Annotated in this window: 12 protein-coding genes; 1 reads left to right on the top strand and 11 read right to left on the bottom strand. The window is 42.1% G+C overall.

Features of this window, described 5'->3' with window-relative positions:
* Positions 1-2,224: 2,224 nt before the first annotated feature.
* The 10 genes from FNN09_RS11370 to FNN09_RS11325 all read right to left on the bottom strand — a co-directional run bounded on the left by FNN09_RS11370 (position 2,225) and on the right by FNN09_RS11325 (position 14,568).
* Positions 2,225-3,304 carry a BamA/TamA family outer membrane protein gene (locus tag FNN09_RS11370; RefSeq protein ID WP_143302479.1) on the bottom strand — a complete coding sequence of 360 codons (1,080 nt, stop codon included), beginning with the start codon at positions 3,302-3,304 and terminating at the stop codon, positions 2,225-2,227.
* 488 nt (positions 3,305-3,792) lie between these two features.
* A complete protein-coding gene (gene wecC / locus FNN09_RS11365; RefSeq protein WP_143302478.1) occupies positions 3,793-4,995 on the bottom strand; it encodes a UDP-N-acetyl-D-mannosamine dehydrogenase in 1,203 nt (400 codons plus the stop codon).
* A gap of 92 nt (positions 4,996-5,087) precedes the next feature.
* The gene (locus FNN09_RS11360) at positions 5,088-5,483 is read right to left on the bottom strand and encodes an endonuclease domain-containing protein (RefSeq protein ID WP_143302477.1); all 396 of its coding nucleotides are present in this window, start codon (positions 5,481-5,483) and stop codon (positions 5,088-5,090) included.
* A gap of 229 nt (positions 5,484-5,712) precedes the next feature.
* Complete coding sequence (wecB, locus tag FNN09_RS11355; RefSeq protein ID WP_143302476.1) at positions 5,713-6,861, bottom strand: non-hydrolyzing UDP-N-acetylglucosamine 2-epimerase; 1,149 nt, start codon at positions 6,859-6,861, stop codon at positions 5,713-5,715.
* Positions 6,862-9,313: 2,452 nt separating this feature from the next.
* The gene (locus tag FNN09_RS11350; protein WP_143302475.1) at positions 9,314-10,495 is read right to left on the bottom strand and encodes a hypothetical protein; all 1,182 of its coding nucleotides are present in this window, start codon (positions 10,493-10,495) and stop codon (positions 9,314-9,316) included.
* A 433-nt stretch (positions 10,496-10,928) separates the two neighbouring features.
* Positions 10,929-11,375 carry a DUF5675 family protein gene (locus FNN09_RS11345; RefSeq protein WP_143302474.1) on the bottom strand — a complete coding sequence of 149 codons (447 nt, stop codon included), beginning with the start codon at positions 11,373-11,375 and terminating at the stop codon, positions 10,929-10,931.
* 118 nt (positions 11,376-11,493) lie between these two features.
* The gene (locus FNN09_RS11340; RefSeq protein WP_143302473.1) at positions 11,494-12,129 is read right to left on the bottom strand and encodes a DUF6266 family protein; all 636 of its coding nucleotides are present in this window, start codon (positions 12,127-12,129) and stop codon (positions 11,494-11,496) included.
* Positions 12,130-12,310: 181 nt separating this feature from the next.
* Positions 12,311-12,634, bottom strand: a complete 324-nt coding sequence (locus tag FNN09_RS11335; protein WP_143302472.1) for a hypothetical protein — start codon at positions 12,632-12,634, stop codon at positions 12,311-12,313.
* 1,366 nt (positions 12,635-14,000) lie between these two features.
* Positions 14,001-14,348, bottom strand: a complete 348-nt coding sequence (locus FNN09_RS11330; RefSeq protein WP_143302471.1) for a type II toxin-antitoxin system PemK/MazF family toxin — start codon at positions 14,346-14,348, stop codon at positions 14,001-14,003.
* The gene (locus FNN09_RS11325; protein WP_143302470.1) at positions 14,338-14,568 is read right to left on the bottom strand and encodes a hypothetical protein; all 231 of its coding nucleotides are present in this window, start codon (positions 14,566-14,568) and stop codon (positions 14,338-14,340) included. Before FNN09_RS11325 ends, FNN09_RS11330 begins: the two co-directional genes overlap by 11 nt.
* A 1,120-nt stretch (positions 14,569-15,688) precedes the next feature.
* On the opposite strand from FNN09_RS11325, the gene FNN09_RS11320 reads away from it, so the two are divergent.
* Positions 15,689-16,927, top strand: a complete 1,239-nt coding sequence (locus FNN09_RS11320; RefSeq protein WP_143302469.1) for a glycosyltransferase family 4 protein — start codon at positions 15,689-15,691, stop codon at positions 16,925-16,927.
* Positions 16,928-17,025: 98 nt separating this feature from the next.
* Here the strand turns inward: FNN09_RS11320 and asnB are convergent, their stop codons facing one another.
* The gene (gene asnB / locus FNN09_RS11315; RefSeq protein ID WP_143302468.1) at positions 17,026-18,882 is read right to left on the bottom strand and encodes an asparagine synthase (glutamine-hydrolyzing); all 1,857 of its coding nucleotides are present in this window, start codon (positions 18,880-18,882) and stop codon (positions 17,026-17,028) included.
* Between the last annotated feature and the right edge of the window lie 115 nt (positions 18,883-18,997).

The raw sequence follows: 18,997 nt of genomic DNA, 5'->3' as shown, positions 1-18,997 counted from the left end.
ATACCGTTTACTAATCAAAATATGCCTTTAGTGCATTTTATTTCTAAAGCCACGTTGATTATGTAACGGCATCATACCTGGACATTATGAAATACAAATGGTATAACGTTAATAGCCTGGGGGGCACCCATGTTATACATCATACCCATAAAAAAGGTGCAAATACAGTTGGGCGTATCTAAACGGCCCTACCATGCACCGGAACAGGTGATAATCCACCACGTGCCGCTCCTTCAGAGCTAATTTATGGTATGGTGTAGGGTAGGCCTGCGACCTACCTTAATACATTTCGGCCTTACAGGCCTAAGTCAAACTACCAATAGAAAAGAATAAGATTATGATTTAATACGGATTGCACCAAGCTGCCAATCAACTCTCCTCCTGGATTTTAGGAGGAGTACCACAACAAAGGAGTGGGGAGGTGGTATAACAAATTACCGCAGAGCAAAAGGAGAACACAGAGCTCACAAGCTGCCAATCAATCTCCTCCTGAATTTTAGGAGGAGTACTGCGACGAAGAAGCAGGGAGGTGGTATATTTGATTTTGTGATAATAAGTAAGCCTAGGTTTAAAAGTATCTCTATTCTGCCCTTGTGCCGGGCTGGCACTTTCTTTTAAAAAGAAGGCAAACCTTATTGAAAGAGGTGATTACTATGCACCAGAGATGGATTTATTGTTTCAGGCTTACCTTTTCCAAGGTCGCCATTGATTCAGATGTGTAAGTTTTTATAGGTCTTCACGATTTCCACTTCGTTCCAATTGCATAACATTGATTCCTATCACTGACTTTCAATAGTTCGAAACCCTGTTTCGAGTGGTGCTTGTTATTAATACCGTTTACTCATCAAAATGCGCCTTTAGTGCATTCCATTTCTAAAGACACGTTGATGATGTTACGGCATTATACCAGCGCATTATGAAATACAAATGGTATAAAAGGGCGCAGAGGGTAAGGGTGAAATACTACCTATAAATAAGCAAGCTGCAACTAGCTGGCCAGCGGCCTGCCACATCAATAGCCCGGGGGTAAGGGCAACGCCACCCCGGGATACGGTGCGGGCATAAAATCGGTGCAAACAGACAATTTAATACCTATGCAATAGAACCATGCACCGAAAAAATAGGAAAAGTTTAACCACAGAGCAAAAATAGAACACTTAAGAAAAAGAGGAGAGTAGTGAGAATAAAGAGGTTAGATGAAGCACATGATTTGGAATTACCTCAGAACTAAGAAGAACACAGAGAACTAGAAGCTGCCAATCAAAGGCCAAAGGCCTGTAAAACCGTTTACTAATCAAAATATGCCTTTAGTGCATTTTATTTCTAAAGCCACGTTGATTATGTAACGGCATTATACCTGGACATTATGAAATACAAATGGTATAACGTTAATAGCCTGGGGTGCAACCTCAGGTTATACATCATACCCATAAAACCGGTGCAAATACAGACCTAACCACCATTACTGCATTACCATGCACCGAAATAGGTGATTAACCATTACGTGCCGCTCCTTCAGAGCTAATTTATGGTATGGTGTAGGGTAGGCCTGCGACCTACCTTAATACATATCGGCCTTACAGGCCTAAGTCAAACTAGCAATAAGAGATAATATGCCTTGCAGGTTAGTATGGACTACACCGTGCTGTTAATCAACTCTCCTCCTGAACCTTAGGAGAAGTACCACTACAAAGGAGTGGGGAGGTGGTATAAGCAAGCTGCACTTAGCTGGCCAGCGGCCTGCCACATCAATAGCCCGGGGTAAGGGCAACGCCACCCCGGGTTACGTTACGGGCATAAAATCGGTGCAAATACACATTTTAATACCTATGCAATAGAACCTGCACCGAAAAAACAGGAAAAGTTTAACCACAGAGCAAAGGAGAACGGATGACATCTATGTAAGCAATAGGTGAATAACCATTACGTGCCGCACTTTCAGAGCTAATTTATGGTATGGTGTAGGGTAGGCCTGCGACCTACCTTAATACATATCGGCCTTACAGGCCTATGGTAAACTACCAATAGAAAAGAATAAGATTATGATTTAATTCGGATTGCACCAAGCTGCCAATCAACTCTCCTCCTGAGTTTTAGAAGGAGTACCACGACAAAGGAGTGGGGAGGTGGTATACTTGGAAATTAACACCCTTGAAACCATTTAAATAAAACACCTGGTATAAACAGTTCTTAAAAGACAAGAATAGGAACTGAGAAGAAAAACTTAAAAGGACTCCGACATTTTTAAGTACACATTGGCGCTACCATCTCTTCCCACAGCAACGTCAAAGCCCAGGTTTATTTTAAATTCAGGGAAGATGCGATAGCGTATACCTGCACCAATGGAGGGGAGCGTAATACCATCTCGGGCAGTACGTGGTTCATCAAATAACCATCCATAACCCATAAAACCAACACAGCCCCATTTTTCGGAGTACATCCACCTCAACTCGGTTTGCACGGTCACCATTGACGAGTTCAGGTAGTTACCGGTGATATAACCCCTTAGTACTGGTGAGGCACCTGGAGAAGCCATCTCGTGCAAAGGAAGTAAACCCATTCCTAATTGGCTGAATAGGCGCGAGGCAATTAACATATCGCGCTTCTGACTGATACCTTGATAATTGGCTAGCCCAAAAGTAACTTTATCGAAATTGAAATTATTGGCAGGGTTATGGATCATTGTTTCATAAGTCAGGGTATTGAACCAACCTGACTCCGGGTAAAAGAGGTTATCACGACTATCAAATGCTAGCTTAACACCTGGCACATGGTACCAATAATACTCTTCACTAACTCTTAAGGGATTATAGCGGTCGGGCAATTCCTCCCGCAGGTAGTTATTGCTCATCATGGGACCAATAAAAAAATTATTCTTCACCTTAAAAGCAAAGGACATACTAGAGATGAAACCATCAAACTGTACTTCTTCCTGATCTTCTCCATTATTGTAAAAATGCTTAAAATTCATGGATGAGTAGCCAGCATAAACATCTAACCAATATTTGTTACGGTTAAAATATAAGGTTTGCTTAGCACCCACTAAAAAGTTCCCTGCCAAATTAAAAAACAAAATACCCTGGGAGGTGGAAGGGTTGGTTTCGGGATGCACACCTTTCAAACGATAGACATATACTGGTAGTACGGCAATACCTGTTCCCATTGTAGGATTAAACATGGGAGCCGGAATAATACCACCTTCGGAACTTAATGATTCGGTCACCAATGAATCAATGCTATGCAGGGTTTTCACAAATACATTGGTGCTATCTTGCGACTGGGCAGTTAAGCTTATAGCAAGCATAAAAATGCTGATGCAGCAAGGGCGAATGAGCCAACGATATGTGAGTAAAAGTAAATGCACAACTATCAATACAATATTATTATTTTATCATGAAAAAACATACTCTTTATATAACTCTTATTCACCTGATTTGTTGAAAACAAGTAAATAGTGCTTGCTCGAAAAGTCCAATTTAATCATGCTTTGTTATGCTTTTAGAAGTATTCGTGATTTATAATTCTTCGTTACGCCCTTTTTGAAAACAGTCATTTACAATAGTAAACTCTTTGATTTTCAAAAAGGCCAAGCCTTGAAATTTAACTTTTCCATTCAAGCGCTTGAGAAAAACATGAGTTTTCTTGCAGAGACTAAATACTGTAAAAAAAACGGATGACATCTATATTGGCGTCCTGCTTCAATAGATGTCATCCGTAATAAATATAATAAGTTTTTTTCAAGTGGCTCTATACATGGAGAATGGAGAAAATCTGCTAATTTACTATAAGAGCTTACTTTCTGACACCGCAAAAATCTAATTCAAGCTTACCTGTTTTATTATCAAGAAAATCAGTATGACGTACCAGCCAAACGATGATATCAGCCTTTTCAATGGCATCCTCTTGAGCAGTTAAGCTAAAACTAGCATGTTCATGAATATGTGGTTCAACCACTAGTACTTCGCCACGTGCTTCTGCTACAATTTTAGAAGCAATGTATTTAGCTGGCGACTCTCGTAAATCGTCAATATTTGGTTTAAAAGCTAATCCCATACAAGCAATTACTGGCTGACGGCCATGTTTCACTTCAAATACCAAAGCCGTTTTTAAGGTTTTCTCCACACACCAGTCGGCTTTGTAATCGTTAATCTCTCGTGCCTGACGAATTACATGTGCTTGCTCGGGGTAGTCGCTTACGATAAACCAGGGGTCAACGGCAATACAGTGACCACCAACACCACATCCGGGTTGCAAAATGTTAACTCGTGGGTGCTTATTGGCCAATTCAATCAATTCCCACACATTAATACTGGCTTTATCACATATAATGGATAACTCATTGGCAAAGGCAATCTGCACATCACGTGAGGAATTTTCCACCAGCTTACACATTTCAGCTGTACGGGCATTGGTTCGGTGTAATTCTCCATTTACAAACAAACTGTAAAATTCACAAGCCTTTTGAGTGGCTTTATCATCAACACCACCTATGGCTCTATCATTTACCACCATTTCTTCCAGTGCTTTACCGGGCAATACCCGTTCAGGACAATAGGCTATGTGTATTTTGCCTACTAATTCAGGTCTTTCACTAGCAATGAGTTGCCCCATTTTCTCAGTAGTCATCACGGGTGAAGTGGATTCAATGATATATAAATCACCTTCCTTTAATAAAGGAAGAACATTGCGTGTGGCAGCTTCCACAAACGATATATCTGGTTCATTATTGCCTTTAAATGGGGTGGGCACCACTATCAGGTATACATCTGCCTCTTGTAATTGGCTGCTGGCCTTTAAAAAGCCCTCTTTAACACCTTTCTTAACCATCTCTTGTAAACCTGGTTCAATTATGTGTATTTCTCCCTTATTGATGATTTCTATCACATGAGGGTTAATGTCATAACCATTAACTTCAATTTGTTTATTGGCTATTAATGCGGCTGTTGGCAGGCCAATATAGCCCATGCCTATGATTGATACTTTTGGTGTTTGCATTTTTATTATTCAATTCCCCTATCGGGTACATATTTATAATTGCTATTTAAATACCCCCTTTCTCCAAAGGGGAAAAGTACTGTGCATTATTATTATTCAAAGTTATTACTATTTGGGGCAATTATATTCTCACGTTCCTCAACAATTGTTTCAATAACTCGAATAACATTGTTCAGGTCTTTTTTTATATCATATTCATCAATTCGTAGGACTTGATATCCTAGTTGCTTTAAATTATTATCTCTAAGCTTATCTTTTCCTGTCTTAAACTGATGTGAATAACCATCAACCTCGATGATAAGTCTCAATTTTCGACAAACAAAATCAACTATGTAGTTATCAATTGCAAACTGTCGATTAAACTGGTAGCCATACATTTTACTAGCTCTAAGTGCCTCTTTCCATAAAATAATTTCACCATTGGTCGAATCATTACGCAGTGCCCTCGCAAAGTCCTTTAGCTTGTTGTTGTAATGCGAATCTTTCATTTTTCAATCCCCCAAATACTTATGTATTATTTAAATATTTTTTTGACACCCCCTTCTCCACGTGTCCCGACACTTCGGGAAGGGGGAAAGCACTTACTTCCTCCAGAAACTATTAGTATTATATATCAAAATCAATATACTGGACTAGAATAAAGTAAAATATCCCCCTTAGAAAAGGGGGTAGGTTATTTATTTTTGAATAGATTATTTTATGTCGGGGGATTGAAAACTACAACCTCTCCTTCAAAAACTTAATTATCCGTTCACAGGCCTCGCCATCGCCATAAGGGTTATGTGCCTTTGACATTTGATCGTATACCTCTTGCTTATTTAAGAGCGCTAATGCTTCTTTAATAATCAGATCCTTATTGGTGCCTACCAACTTCACTGTGCCGGCTTCCACAGCCTCTGGGCGTTCGGTGGTATCGCGCATGACGAGTACGGGTTTGCCCAAGCCTGGTGCTTCCTCTTGAATACCACCGCTATCGGTCAATACAAAATGAGATTGACTCATTAAATAGATAAATGGCAAATATTCTAAAGGTGGAATTAAATGCACATTATCAATATCACCCAGTATTTCATTAACCGGCTTTTGTACATTGGGATTTAAGTGTACCGGATAGATAATGAGTGATTTTGATTGCTGAGTCGCAATTTCTTTGATGGCCTCACACATGTGTACAAAACCTTCTCCAAAATTCTCACGACGATGCCCGGTTATTAGAACTAACTTTTTGCTACCTAGCTCACTTTCAATATTTGGTATATAGCGCTCTAACAAGGACAGAATATCTTGCTTGAACTGTGCCGAGTGTTCTATCTTATCTAAAGCCAACTGAAGGGCATCAATAACAGTATTGCCCGTAACACAAATACTATCTTCATGTATATTTTCTTTTAAGAGGTTTTCTTTTGACCAGGGAGTAGGTGCAAAATGAAAAGTAGTTAATCGTCCTGTTAACTGACGATTCATCTCCTCAGGCCAGGGAGAATAGATATCGTTGGTTCGCAAGCCTGCCTCTATGTGGCCAACCGGTATCTGCTTGTAAAAGGCAGCCAAGGCAGCGGCGGTGCTGGTGCCTGTGTCACCATGTACCAAAACCACATCAGGTTTAAAGTTATCTAAGACACTACGTAAGCCTAATAGAACACGAGACGTAATATCGTATAAATCCTGACCAGCTTTCATCAGGTTTAAGTCATAATCAGGTTCAATATCAAATATAGATAATACCTGATCCAACATTTCGCGGTGCTGAGCAGTAACACAGACTTTTGACTTAAAACTACTTTCAGCTTCTAAGGCTTTAACCAATGGAGCCATTTTTATGGCTTCGGGGCGTGTACCAAATATGAGTAATATACTTTTTTGCATTTTTGTTATTAAGAGTCAACTTACTGATTATTCTACTTCCAAAATCCTTATATTAAAGACACCTTTTTCAAATAAGTGTATATCATGGAAAAATAACAATTTATCTTTAAACCTTTCATTATAATTTAGACAAAAAACATTATGACTTTTAGCATCAGTATATGCCAACACCTTTTTTTCTGCACAATGCGAATACTGACGTCAACCGTAATGACAAATAATAAATTTAACTTCAGAACTAAAGTGGACACTGAGGCAACTTTAATGACAATATAAATTTCAATTTCACCAAGCTACCAATCAGCTCTCCTCCTGATTTTTAGGAGGAGTACCACGACGAAGGAGCGGCGAGGTAGTGTAAATACCGTTATCACCCCTAAGGCACTCTAAGAAAGGAAAATCACGGCGCTTATTTAACCGCAGAGCAAAAGAAGAACACAGAGTTTTGCAACCTGAGAACACAGTGAGGCACAAGCTGTCAATCAAAGGTCAAAGGCCTGTAACATCAATAGCCCGGGGTGAAACCCCGGGTATACATCATACCCATAAAAACGGTACAGATACAGGTGGCGTTTCTATACCGCCATACCATGCACCGGAATAGGTATTTAACCATCATGTGCCGCTCCTTCAAAGCTTAATTATGGTATGGAGTTGGGTAGGCCTACGACCTACCTTAGTACATATCGACCTTACAGGCCTAGGGTAAACTACCAATATTAGATAATAGGGCTTACAGGTTAACGCAAATTTCACCAAGCTGCCAATCAACTCTCCTCCTGAATCTTAGGAGGAGTACCACGACAAAGGAGCGGGGAGGTGGTATAAGCAAGCTGTAACTAGCTGGCCAGCGGCCTGCCACATCAATAGCCCGGGGTAAGGGTAACGCCACCCCGGGTTAGGTTACGGACATAAAAACGGTGCAAATACACAATTTAATACCTATGCAATAGAACCATGCACCGAAAAAACAGGAAAAGTTTAACCGCAGAGCAAAGGAAAACACAGAGAACGTAGGCCTGCGACCTACCTTATTACTTATCGGCCTTACAGGCCTTAGTCAAAACACTAATAGAGATAATGAAAATACAAATTACAGATTAATGTGGACTACACCAAGCTGTCAATCAGCTCTCCTCCTGAATTTTAGGAGGAGTACCACGACAAAGGAGTGAGGAGGTGGTATAAGCAAGCTGTAACTAGCTGGCCAACGGCCTGCCACATCAATAGCCCGGGGTAAGGGCAACGCCACCCTGGGTTACGTTATGTGAATTAAATCGGTGCAAATACAGACCGTATTATCCATACAGCATTGCCATGCACCGGAACAGGTGATAATCCACCACGTGCCGCTCCTTCAGAGCTAATTTATGGTATTCCATCGGGTAGGCCTGTGACCTACCTTAATACATATCGGCCTTACAGGCCTTAATTAGTCTACCAACAGAAAAGAGTAAGGCTCTTGCAAGTTATTTTGAATTACACCAAGCAGCCAATCAGCTCTCCTCCTGAATTTTAGGAAGAGTACTGCGACGAAGAAGTGGGGAGGTGGTATAAGCAAGCTGTAACTAGCTGGCCAACGGCCTGCCACATCAATAGCCTGGGGTAAGGGCAACGCCACCCCGGGTTACGTTACGGGCATAAAATCGGTGCAAATACACAATTTAATACCTATGCAATAGAACCATGCACCGAAAAAACAGGAAAAGTTTTACCGCAGAGTAAAAGGAGAACACAGAGAACTACATGCTACTAATCAAAGGCCAAAGTTCTTTAACATCAGTAGCCTGGGGTGAAACCCCAGGTATGCATCATGTTAATAAAAACTGTGCAATTACAGGCCGTATTTACCATGCACCGGAATAGGTGATTGACCATCACGTGCCGCTCCTTCAGAGCTAATTTATTGTATGCCGTGCGGTAGGCCTACGACCTACCTTAGTACATATCGGCCTTACAGGCCTAAGTCAAGCTACAATAGGAAAGAATGAGATTATAAATAATGCGAATTGCACCAAGCTGCAAATCAGCTCTCCTATAGAATATTAGGAGGAGAGCCGCAACAAAGGAGTGGGGAGGTGGTATATACTTGTTAACACCCCTAAGGCACACAAATCAAACTTCTGGCACAAACTGTCCCCTGTAGGAAATACGAACATTAGGAAAGGAAGTACAAGGTGCTTTTATAACCGCAGATTAGGCAGGTTAACACTGATTTATTCCTACGGAATTGAATTTACCGCAGAGCAAAAGAAGGTGAGAGGTGAGTAAGGAGTGGTGAGGCAAGCTGCTAAGCAAATCTACTAGGTGAAAAACGTAGCGAGACGCTACGATTAACAGAGTACCATGACGAAGGAGTGGGGAGGTGGTATAACAAGGCCTGGCATTCCAATGAACAACATACCTTTTGTACTTCCCAATAATTTTTTTGTTATAAATGTAAGTTTCTGCACTACAGATCGCCTGTCCGTGCTTTTTTAAAATAGGTCTGTAAGGTCGATAGGGTGGTAAAACCTTTATTGTCAACTCTGCGAACTTTTATAAACTGACTGAGGTATTGTACAATAGGGGCTCTATCGTTGCAACTATTCAGTTGAAACAATCCATCGCTAATGAGGTTGCCCATTGCGTGTACATATTGGTGGGGATGACCAGTCCATTCCAGTAGGCGCGATGGATCGGGAACTAAAGGCTGCTCTTGCGCCAGGTACGACAATTGAGTAATTACATGGTTAAAAACGCTGCGGTTGGGAAATGTGGGACCATAGAACTTACTGCGCCTTCGCTTGCGTTCTTTTAGTGCTTGCTTCCAATGGGCCAGTTCCTCCTGGCAGTTCATGCTTTGCTGGGCATTGTGGTACTTGAGTATACCTTGATAATTCTCAAATGTAAAGCTGAGGTCGTGGCGCGAGTGCATGATGCTGATGACCAGTTGGCGGTGATCGAGCCACTGATCGTGCAGGTGAATAAGCTCCAGACAGTGCTTAACTTGTTTGATGATGCGCAGGCTCTGCTGCTCCTCTAAACGAGTAGCCGGCCGTTGCAGCTCAGCACATAACCAACGGTTGATCAACGCAACAAGCGGGGAATCTTCCGGCATGCTTGACTTCAGCTCGTCCAAGGATTGCAGTAGTTGTTCCATCTCATCGGGCAAGGGGTTGAGTAAGTCATCCAGCCAATGAAAATCGGCCCTATAGGGAGCTATTATAGTTTGTAGCTGTTTATTACTCATGCGTAGGTAAGGCCGTAACAGGCTATTGGAAGGATGCTCATGACAACGGCAGTAACCAACAAAATAATGCCTGGCATTATCGAGTAGCTGTGTAAGAATCAGGTAAAAAAGCAGATCGTGGGTAAAGCACACCATGGTGGTCTGATCATTTTCTTTGGGAACGCGCCATATATTTTGGTCCAAACGTGATTTTATACCACAAAGGTTTTTCAAGCGAAGGGCTACCGTTGACCAGGATTCTCGCTCAAGCTCTAATTGGTTGAGCCAATCAAGCAAGGTCTCCTGTGCGTTGTGGTATAGCTCCTGTAGGTTGATGATGCCATTAAAAGAACGGCAGTCGCTCCATTTATTATTTTTTCGCAGACAGATACCCTGCGCAATAAGGTGTAGATCTGATAACATGGGTTTGATCGGTTCTGGGTTAAGCCATACCAGACTCTGACTGGCCAATGCCTCCCTTAAGTTACTTACCAAGCTGAAGTAACAACTTGCTTTTGCGGCTTTTAAAAGGCATCGATCCAAATTCTCAGAATCATTCGGGCATAATGAAGATAACTAAGATACTGATATTAACAGGCCATCTATTTTATGTTGTGAAACAGGTGATGTCCATACAGGGTTGTTCACTTTATCATTTTAGATCGTTGGGCGATAATACCAATACTACATTAAAATGAGCCTTATTCTTACGCTCTTTTTTCCTTATACTTCGTTGAAAAATATCGCCGTAGATACGGCTATGCCTCAACTTTTCGCCTCGTCGAAGTTAAAATAATTCAAAACAATTTAAGGCTCACTTTAAAATAGAATTGGTATAAGTACCTGTACCACGACTTTATTCATCAACCCCGATCCACACTTCTTCGCCACGTTCCATGGCCTGTGTTATGACGGAGTAAATACGCTGGTAAGCCAGACTACTTTTCATCAGTCGCCCTGGTTCTTCAATATTGGTACTAACTACATCACCAACTAATATACAGCCCGCTGTATCATCTTCGTCATTGCCTATGTGAATATATATCCACTCAAAACCGGGCACATCTTGTAAATGTAACATGCCTTGGTGCATTTTTGGAAAACGTTTTTTGTAGCGCTCGTGTAAGCGCCCTTCTGTGCGTAGCTTAATCTGGTACGTTCCTTCAGGGATACGAGTTTCACCACTAAGCTTTTTAATACGATTCTCATCTTCCAGAGTAAAGGCCCAAAAAAGATCATCAATAAATAAAAGACCAAGAGTGTCGTGTTCACTCTCGTTGAAGCGTTGTAAATAGATAAACATGGTTAATAGATTTTTAGATTTAAATAATTAAGTGTTAGGTGCGATGCACCGGATGGAGTGTTTTTCTAAGATTTAAGTAAAGGAAGCAGCATGGCCACTTCCTCTACAAAATTCACTGTTATGGTAACACAATACTTCCCACATACACGTCATTGCTCACTTCTGAGCCTTCGGCCTGGGCAAAAGCCAGGTAGCAATGGGCTGTGGAGCCTGAGGGTCCATGGGGCAAAGCCAATACGCCCCCTTTGTTGTCGCGCCTGAACTCGGTCAAAGAATAGCTGGGGTAGAGCTCTTCACCCGTGGCCAGAAGCACGGCATAGTTATCACCATGTTCCTTTAGGTTCAGGGCACTGTCGTCCCAGGTGAATTCAATCTCATCACCTACAAGCTGTACCTGCGGACTGTTTGCCACCTGCAAGGTACCCTTGGCAATGCGTAACTTTTCATAGTCGGTTCGGTAAGCCGGATACTCACCACTCAGGGCATCGGCCATAAAAATGGACATGGCTGCATTCTGGGGTGATTGTTTCTTGGTCTGGGTGCGGTAACCCACCTTCAGCACTGGCCCCAGGGGCTGTAAAAACTGACTGGCATAGGCAAACCTTGCACGCACAATCATCTGTTTCTCACTGGGTGTTTTATTACTTGCTTCTGACAAGGAACGCATGTAAGTGATGCCTTTCCAGGTACTACCAATAATGTTTCCTACTTTACCGGAGAATCCGCCTAATATTCCTTTTTTAAATTGTCCCATTTTCTTAATGTTTTACGGGTTAATAAATTATTCCGATTGTTCAATGAAATGAGCCTTACCTCAAACTGCGTTTGACTAAGTCTCTTCATTGATATCCCGCCGAAAGAGCGGGACAGACTATCGGCATTTACCATTGTAATTTCAAAGCTTCGCTTAGGCTCACTTTGAAAAACAATTGGTATTAGCGCTCTTTGTGGCGCCTGTTCGTTTTTGCTCCTTTGGCTTTTTTCGTGCCAGTACGCTGCCGGCGCTTGCCAGACCTTGAGGAGTCACTGCCACCGTGCTGGTACGATGGCTTTCTTCTGATGAAGCGACTGAGCAAAGAGGTGAGTGCACCTGCCAGCAATGATACCACTGCTTTAATGGCCATGCTCTCGGGGTCGCTATTGGCTTCCAGTAGCACCTCACTGTTGCTGATCTCCATCAGTCCCAGTGCACCTGCTGAGCCCAGTACAAAATTTCTAATCTGATTCATAAGCTTTGATTTAATCCGGCCGGGATTCACAACAAACATAAGGCTTGCCAGGGGGGAGATGCAATTACTGTAATATTACAGTTATATGTAATAGCCAGTAGATTAAACACATAGAAAGCTAGTGTGCAGTCTCAATGAACAGCATTATGACCTAAGCGTTAGTAGAAAAGCTGTTTTGGAGCTGAAAATGGCGTTTTTGTGCCTTTTTTCTCATAAAAATCTTCTTTTTTGGCTGTTTATTGCTTGTCAGATGGGGCTTTATCGTATCGGCAAGGGGTCTGCATCGTATCTGCATCGGGTACATGGATACGATGCGGACACGAAGCACTTACGAAGCAGCTACGATGGAGAGTCATAGCCCAAGCGATGGAAAGTGCAAGGGCACCCAAAGGAGTTTTGTGATGGAGTGCGATGAATAAGTGAGGTGATACTGTTTGAGTGCTTAACACCCCTGAAAGGATTCTAATCAACTACCTGGTACTAATTGTCTCCTGGAGGAAATACGAACATTAAAATTGGAAGAACATGGTGCATGTTGAACCGCAGATGACGAAGATTAATTCTGATTTATTCCTGCGGAATTGGATTTACGCTGATGGAAAAAGAGGTGAGTAAGGAGTGGTGAGGCAAGCTGCTAAACAAATCTGCTAGGTGAAAAACGTAGCGAGACGCTACGCTTAACAGAGTACCACGACATAGGAATGGGGAGGTGGTATTAGCAAGCTGCACTTAGCTGGCCAGCGGCCTGCCACATCAATAGCCCGGGGTAAGGGCAACGCCACCCCGGGTTACGTTACGGGCATAAAATCGGTGCAAATATAGGCCGTATCATCTATACTGCAATGCCATGCACCGGAACAGGTGATAATCCATTACGTGCCGCTCCTTCAGAGCTAATTTATGGTATGATGTGGGGTAGGCCTACGACCTACCTTTATACATATCGGCCTTACAGGCCTTAATTAGTCTACAAACAGAAGATATTATGATTTTTAATTACAAATTAATGCAAATTACACCAAGCTGTCAATCAAAGGCCAAAGGCCTGAAACGTAAATAGCCTGGGGTGTAGCCCCAGGTTAAACACCACGCCAATCAAACTGGTGCAAATACTGGTGGGCGTACCTATACCATAATGCCATGCACCTGAACAGGTGACTAACCACCACATGCCGCTCCTTCAGAGCTAATTTATTGTATGGTGTGGGGTAGGCCTGCGACCTACCCTTATATATATCGGCCTTACAGGCCTTAATTAGTCTACAAACAGAAGATAATATGATTTTCTATTTCAAATTAATACGAATTACACCAAGCTGCAAATCAGCTCTCCTCCTGAATTTTAGGAGGATTACTGCGACGAAGGAGCAGGGAGGTGGTATTTGTCACATAGGTATTACTCAAGGTCGAGCACTATTTTAATATTTTCCTGAACCAATTCAATCAATTCGTCAGATAAAATACCTACCCTTTTAGTCAACCTTTTATTGTCTATAGCCCTCATTTGTTCAATCATTACATCGCAATCCTGATACAAATTAGCTGTCCCTTTAGTTAAGTGAACTCTTAATATGTCAGATTCTGTTTTAATGTTGGTTGTAAGCGGACATATAATTGTAGAAGGGTGGGGAACTTTATTGAGCAAATTTGTTTGAATGACCAATACGGGTCTGGTTTTACCCGGTTCAGTTCCTAACTGTGGATTTAAGTCGGCAATCCAAATCTCAAATTGTTTAATCGCCATAATCCATCTCCTCAAAATCATTAAGTACGTACATCGACTCTGCTTTAACTAAAGCTGATTCCTTCTTCAGTTTTTTTTCAAGAATTTGTTGGCGTTGAATTTTATTATAGTACTCAAGTGCTTCATTAATGTACCTGTTTCTTGGTTTTTTAATCCGGGCAAGTATCTTCTCCGTCTCGCCAAAAATTGAATCGTCTATTTTAAGTGATACAGTTTTCATAATATATAGTTTACATCACAAAGATATGCTATTATAGTATATTAATCAAGTATACACTTTTGTTATACCAAATAAGCGTAACAAAGGAGTGGGGAGGTGGTATAAGCAAGCTGCACTTAGCTGGCCAGCGGCCTGCCACATCAATAGCCCGGGGTAAGGGTAACGCCACCCCGGGTTACGTTACGGGCATTAAAAAAAGGTGCAAATATAGGCCGTATCATCTATACTGCAATGCCATGCACCGGAACAGGTGATAATCCATTACGTGCCGCTCCTTCAGAGCTAATTTATTGTATGGTGTGGGGTAGGCCTACGACCTACCCTCATATATATCGGCCTTACAGGCCTAAGTCAAGCTACCAATAGGAAAGAATGAGATTATAAATTAATTTAGACTACACCAAGCTGCCAATCAGCTCTCCTCCTTATTTTTAGGAGGAGTACCACGACAAAGAAGTGGGGAGGTGGTATATACTTGTTAACACCCCTGAAACTGCACAAATCAAATATCTGGTACAAACTGTCCCCTGAAGGGGATAAAGCCACACTAAGAAAGTAAGAACATGGTGAACTGCAGATTACGCAGATTAACACTGATTTATTCCTATGGAATTGGATTTACGTTGAGGGAAAAAGAGGTGAGTAAGGAGTGGGGAGGTGGTGTAAGCAAGCTGTAACTAGCTGGCCAGCGGCCTGCCACATCAATAGCCCGGGGTAAGGGCAACGCCACCCCGGGTTACGTTACGGGCATAAAATCGGTGCAAATACACAATTTAATACCTATACAATAGAACCATGCACCGAAAAAAAGGCAAAGAAAGGGTTAGGCACAGAGTTAAAGGAGAACACGTAGGTATAACTTCCTTAGCATCTCGAAGATGCTTAGGAAGTAAAAAAACTGCGCCTCAGCGTCTCTGTGTTAAACTGTTTTATATCCGTTTCTTTTATTACTTTCGCACAAACACTCAACACCATGCAAAAACAAAAGATCCTCATACCGATTAGTAAATGAACTAATAGTTAAGTTCGTTTTCAACTCCTTAACTATTGTTATTTATCTATCGGCATTGTAACATTAAAAGTAAGCATAAAGTAATATTGTAGTTCGTTAAATATCAAGATGCAAAAAACTAGAATACTAATATTTATCGATTGGTTTTTACCAGGTTATAAAGCCGGGGGGCCGGTGCGCTCCATGGCCAATATGGTGGAGTATCTAAAGGAGGAGTATGAGTTTTATATTGTGACACGGAATACCGATTACACCGAGACGACACCTTACGATACGGTAAAAAGTAACTGTTGGGAAGAGTACGTGGAGGGAGTAAAAGTGTTTTATTCTGATGTGGCCCATCAAAACAAGCACTCTTTTAAGCAGCTAATTAGTGAGGTCGCTCCTGAGGTGATCTATATCAACGGTGTGTACTCGTGGAAATTCTCCATACTGCCATTGATGATTGCTAAAGCATTGAAGAATCAAAAAGTGATTGTGGCAAGCAGGGGCATGCTGGCTCCCAGTGCCATTGATGTAAAAGGAGGGAAGAAACGTCTGTTTCTAAAGTTGGCGAAGCTGGCCGGACTGTATAAAAAGGTGGTGTTTCATGCCACTAACACAAAAGAAGAGAATGATATCAAAGAGGTCTTAGGTGCTAGATCAAATGTATCAATAGCGGATAACCTGCCGAAAAGGAACTTACCGTCAACTAAAACAATAGAAAAGGAGCCAGGTCAATTAAAGCTGGTGAGCCTGGCACGTATAGCGCCGGAGAAGAATACCTTGTTTGCTTTGGAGCGATTGGCGGAGTTAGAAGCCTTTAAGGGTACAATTAGCTTTGACCTGTACGGACAAATCTATAACGAAGAATACTGGCAGCAATGTAAGGCTGTTATGGATCAATTACCTGAGAATATTAGGGTAGAGCACAAAGGAACAGTGGAGGCTGACCTGGTGGGTACGACCATACAAGATTACCATGCTTTATACATGCCTACACGTGGGGAGAATTTTGGGCATGTGATACTGGAAAGCCTGAGTGCGGGACGACCGGTATTGATTAGTGATCAAACGCCGTGGAGAGAGTTGGAGAAAGATAAGTGTGGGTGGGATATTTCTTTGGAGTCCATTGCTCGAAGTCCGAAGTCCAATGATGAACATGGTGAGAGGAGAGAAGAGAGTAGTATGTCCGAAGCTCGAAGCTCGAAGTCCGGGGGTAGTGCCTGGTGTCAGGTGCTAAGTGCCCTTGTGGAGATGGAGCAGCCAGAGTTTAATGAGTGGTGCAAGGGAGCTCGAAAGCGTGCAGAGGGCTTTGTGAATAATAGTAAGTTAAAAGAGCAGTATCGGAGACTATTAGGTCGGTAGCATAGGCCTTAGGGCGGTAGGAGATAGGTTTTAGGTTAATAGAACCATAGGCCAATAGTAAATTTGATATGAACTATTGACCTATTTATCTAATTACTTTATGATATCCGATTGGTTTCCATCCAGTGGTTCAAGACTACAAGAGGCCATATGCGTGAGTAGGTAAGCGATGGGTCGCCGCTGTTGAATTTGGCCCATAAGTTTGTAACTGCTGCCGCATTGAAATAAGGGCGCAATGCCAACTGTTTAATATGGTGATCAGCTAATTCAAAGAGATCCTTTTTCAGCCATTCACTCCATGGGAATACAAAACCCATCTTGGGTCTATTAACTATGTAATCAGGTAAGAGGTCAGACAAGGAGTCTACCAACAGCTTTTTAGGTGTATGCGGGTACTTCATGGCATCAGGCACTGACAGCAACAACTCTACCAGCTCATGATCAAGAAAGGGAACACGTACTTCCAAGGCATGGGCCATACTCATCTGGTCGCTATCGCGCAGAAGTACATTTTGCATGTAAGTGCTTATCTCGGAGATGGATACTTTAGTGAGTAAAGACTTGTCACCAAGGTTAAACTGGTTTAATAAAGTCACAGGAAGGTGGTGACCTGAAATGTCTGATGATAACAGTTCACCCACTCTGTTATCCAACAAAACCTGACGTGAAATAGCGTATTGCGACGTAAAATCATAGTTGGTCTGACTCAGTATAGCCTTAACCTTATCAGAAGCAACACCTGGTTTTACCTTTTGCAGTCCAGCACCCATTAATTGTCGCAGACTCTTGGGTAGTTTCCAAAGACTTTGGTTCTTATCCAGCTTTGCCATGCGGTTAAAAATAGCGTAACCTGCAAACAGCTCATCACCACCTAAGCCTGATAAAGCCATGGTGACACCTGCTTCACGTGTTACCTTTGATACCATCCAGGTGTTGGGACCATCGCCTGATGGGTGGTCAATGGCATTGAGTGCATTGGGCAGCTCATTCAGAAAATCATTGGGACTTAAATTTATCTCGGTATGATCCGTCTGGTGAATTTGAGCAATATGAGCTGCATACTTAGCTTCGCTAAATTCTTTTTCGGCAAATGAAATATTAAAAGTCTTCACCTGTCTGTTGGAGCTGTGTGCCATGGCACCCACCACAGCACTGGAATCAATACCTCCTGATAGGAACGCTCCAAAAGGTACATCGGCTACTAAGCGGCGTTGCACCGACTGATAAAAACGATGGCGCACCTCTTCTTTTAAGTCTTCGTAGCTATCCGGCACCTCTGTTTGACAGTGATCAATGTGCCACCATCTGTCTTTTTTAAGTTCAGTATTACCTTGTGAAATGATCATGTACGAACCAGGTTCAAGCATCCATACATCTTTTAAGATGGTATTGGGAGCCTGCACGGTTTGGTAACGCAAGTAATCATTGAGGCCTTCCGTATCAATCTGACGGTCAATCAACTCACTGGCTAACAAAGACCTGATCTCGGACGAGAAAACCAATTGTTGACCGTCGTAGTGATAATACAAAGGCTTGATACCCAAACGGTCTCTTACAACTGTTAATTCATTTTTTGTGTGATCCCAAACGGCAAAGGCAAACATGCCATTAAACCTATCTAAACATTTAATACCCCATTGCTGCCAGGCAGCCAATATAACTTCGGTATCACTATGTGATTGAAAAGGATAGTTCAGCTCTTTCCTAATCTCGGCAAAATTATATATCTCACCATTGAAGACAATCGTTAGCTGCGCATCGGCTGAATGCATCGGTTGATGGCCAGCATCTGATAAATCAATAATTGAAAGGCGCTGATGCCCTAAGGTGATATGGTCGGCGCTGTGTATCCCATGATCATCGGGGCCACGATGCTCCATGGCCTTGTTCATCAATTCTACTTGAGGTATGTAGGTTTGTTTATTATGAGAAAATATTCCGTTTATTCCACACATGATTTTTTAGTTTGTAGGGGTTGGGATTGGGTCGTTAGGTCAATGGGTCTTAGGTTGTAGGGTTGATCATTGGTAAAACATTTTACATGCCGGCAATCAGCTCTCCTCCTTTCTA

The sequence above is a fragment of the Carboxylicivirga sp. M1479 genome, from assembly GCF_007097485.1.
Classification (GTDB): domain Bacteria; phylum Bacteroidota; class Bacteroidia; order Bacteroidales; family Marinilabiliaceae; genus Carboxylicivirga.
Note: the sequence above shows the minus strand (reverse complement) of the source record. Positions and strands in the feature narration are given on the sequence as shown.

Bases quoted from the DNA above. Each gene is read 5' to 3' on its own strand.
- FNN09_RS11325 (WP_143302470.1), bottom strand. From the start codon at position 14,568: ATGAAAACTGTATCACTTAAAATAGACGATTCAATTTTTGGCGAGACG.
- FNN09_RS11370 (WP_143302479.1), bottom strand. From the start codon at position 3,304: ATGCTTGCTATAAGCTTAACTGCCCAGTCGCAAGATAGCACCAATGTA.
- wecC (WP_143302478.1), bottom strand. From the start codon at position 4,995: ATGCAAACACCAAAAGTATCAATCATAGGCATGGGCTATATTGGCCTG.
- FNN09_RS11360 (WP_143302477.1), bottom strand. From the start codon at position 5,483: ATGAAAGATTCGCATTACAACAACAAGCTAAAGGACTTTGCGAGGGCA.
- FNN09_RS11340 (WP_143302473.1), bottom strand. From the start codon at position 12,129: ATGGGACAATTTAAAAAAGGAATATTAGGCGGATTCTCCGGTAAAGTA.
- FNN09_RS11350 (WP_143302475.1), bottom strand. From the start codon at position 10,495: ATGTTATCAGATCTACACCTTATTGCGCAGGGTATCTGTCTGCGAAAA.
- FNN09_RS11330 (WP_143302471.1), bottom strand. From the start codon at position 14,348: ATGGCGATTAAACAATTTGAGATTTGGATTGCCGACTTAAATCCACAG.
- wecB (WP_143302476.1), bottom strand. From the start codon at position 6,861: ATGCAAAAAAGTATATTACTCATATTTGGTACACGCCCCGAAGCCATA.
- FNN09_RS11345 (WP_143302474.1), bottom strand. From the start codon at position 11,375: ATGTTTATCTATTTACAACGCTTCAACGAGAGTGAACACGACACTCTT.
- asnB (WP_143302468.1), bottom strand. From the start codon at position 18,882: ATGTGTGGAATAAACGGAATATTTTCTCATAATAAACAAACCTACATA.
- FNN09_RS11320 (WP_143302469.1), top strand. From the start codon at position 15,689: ATGCAAAAAACTAGAATACTAATATTTATCGATTGGTTTTTACCAGGT.